Raw genomic sequence first — 684 nt, 5'->3', positions numbered from 1 at the left:
TCGTTGACGTGATGGCTGGCCGCCAAAGGCTGGCGCTCGCCGGTGGGGCGCTTGACCTTGCGGCGCTTGCGCACCGACAGGTTGGCCTGCTTGTACAGCCGCCAGACGCGTTTGTGATTCACCCGATTCCCCTCCAAGGCCAACAGATCATGGATACGCCGGTAGCCGAAACGCCGGCGCTCATGGGCCAACTCGACGATGCGCGCGCTCAGCTCGGCTGTGGCGGCATTCATCCTGGGCGGCTCCCGGTAGCTGGTGCGTGACAACCCCGCATAGCGACAGGCGCGGCGCTCGCTGATGGTCAAATGCTCGACCATCCTCTCAACCGCCTCGCGCCTGGCCTGCGGGGTCAGCGCTTTACCCCGAAGCCCACCTTCAACGCTTCGATGTGCAGGTGGGCCTCAGCCAGCAGCTTCTTGAGCTTGGCGTTCTCGCCCTCAATCTCGCGCAGCCGCGTGGCCTCGCTGGCTTGCATGCCGCCGAACTTGGCGCGCCACTTGTAGAAGGTCGCGTCGCTGAAGCCGCCCAGGCGGCACAGCTCCTTGACTGGCATGCCGGCCTCCGCTTGCTTGAGGAAACCGATGATCTGTTCCTCGGTGAATCTGCTCTTCTTCATGTCCGTTCTTCCTGCTGAAAACGGACTCTACTAACCTTCAACCGGTACGTCCTATGGGGGGCAGGTCA

Annotated in this window: 1 pseudogene; it reads right to left on the bottom strand. The window is 63.5% G+C overall.

Going from position 1 to position 684, the window contains the following annotated elements:
* Positions 1-616 (bottom strand): annotated as a pseudogene (locus C666_RS21040) (transposase); the annotation flags it as partial.
* Positions 617-684: the final 68 nt, after the last annotated feature.

The sequence above is a fragment of the Thauera linaloolentis 47Lol = DSM 12138 genome (assembly GCF_000310205.1).
Lineage (GTDB): Bacteria > Pseudomonadota > Gammaproteobacteria > Burkholderiales > Rhodocyclaceae > Thauera > Thauera linaloolentis.
The sequence above is the reverse complement of the archived record's forward strand: the minus strand, read 5'-3'. Positions and strand labels throughout refer to the sequence as shown.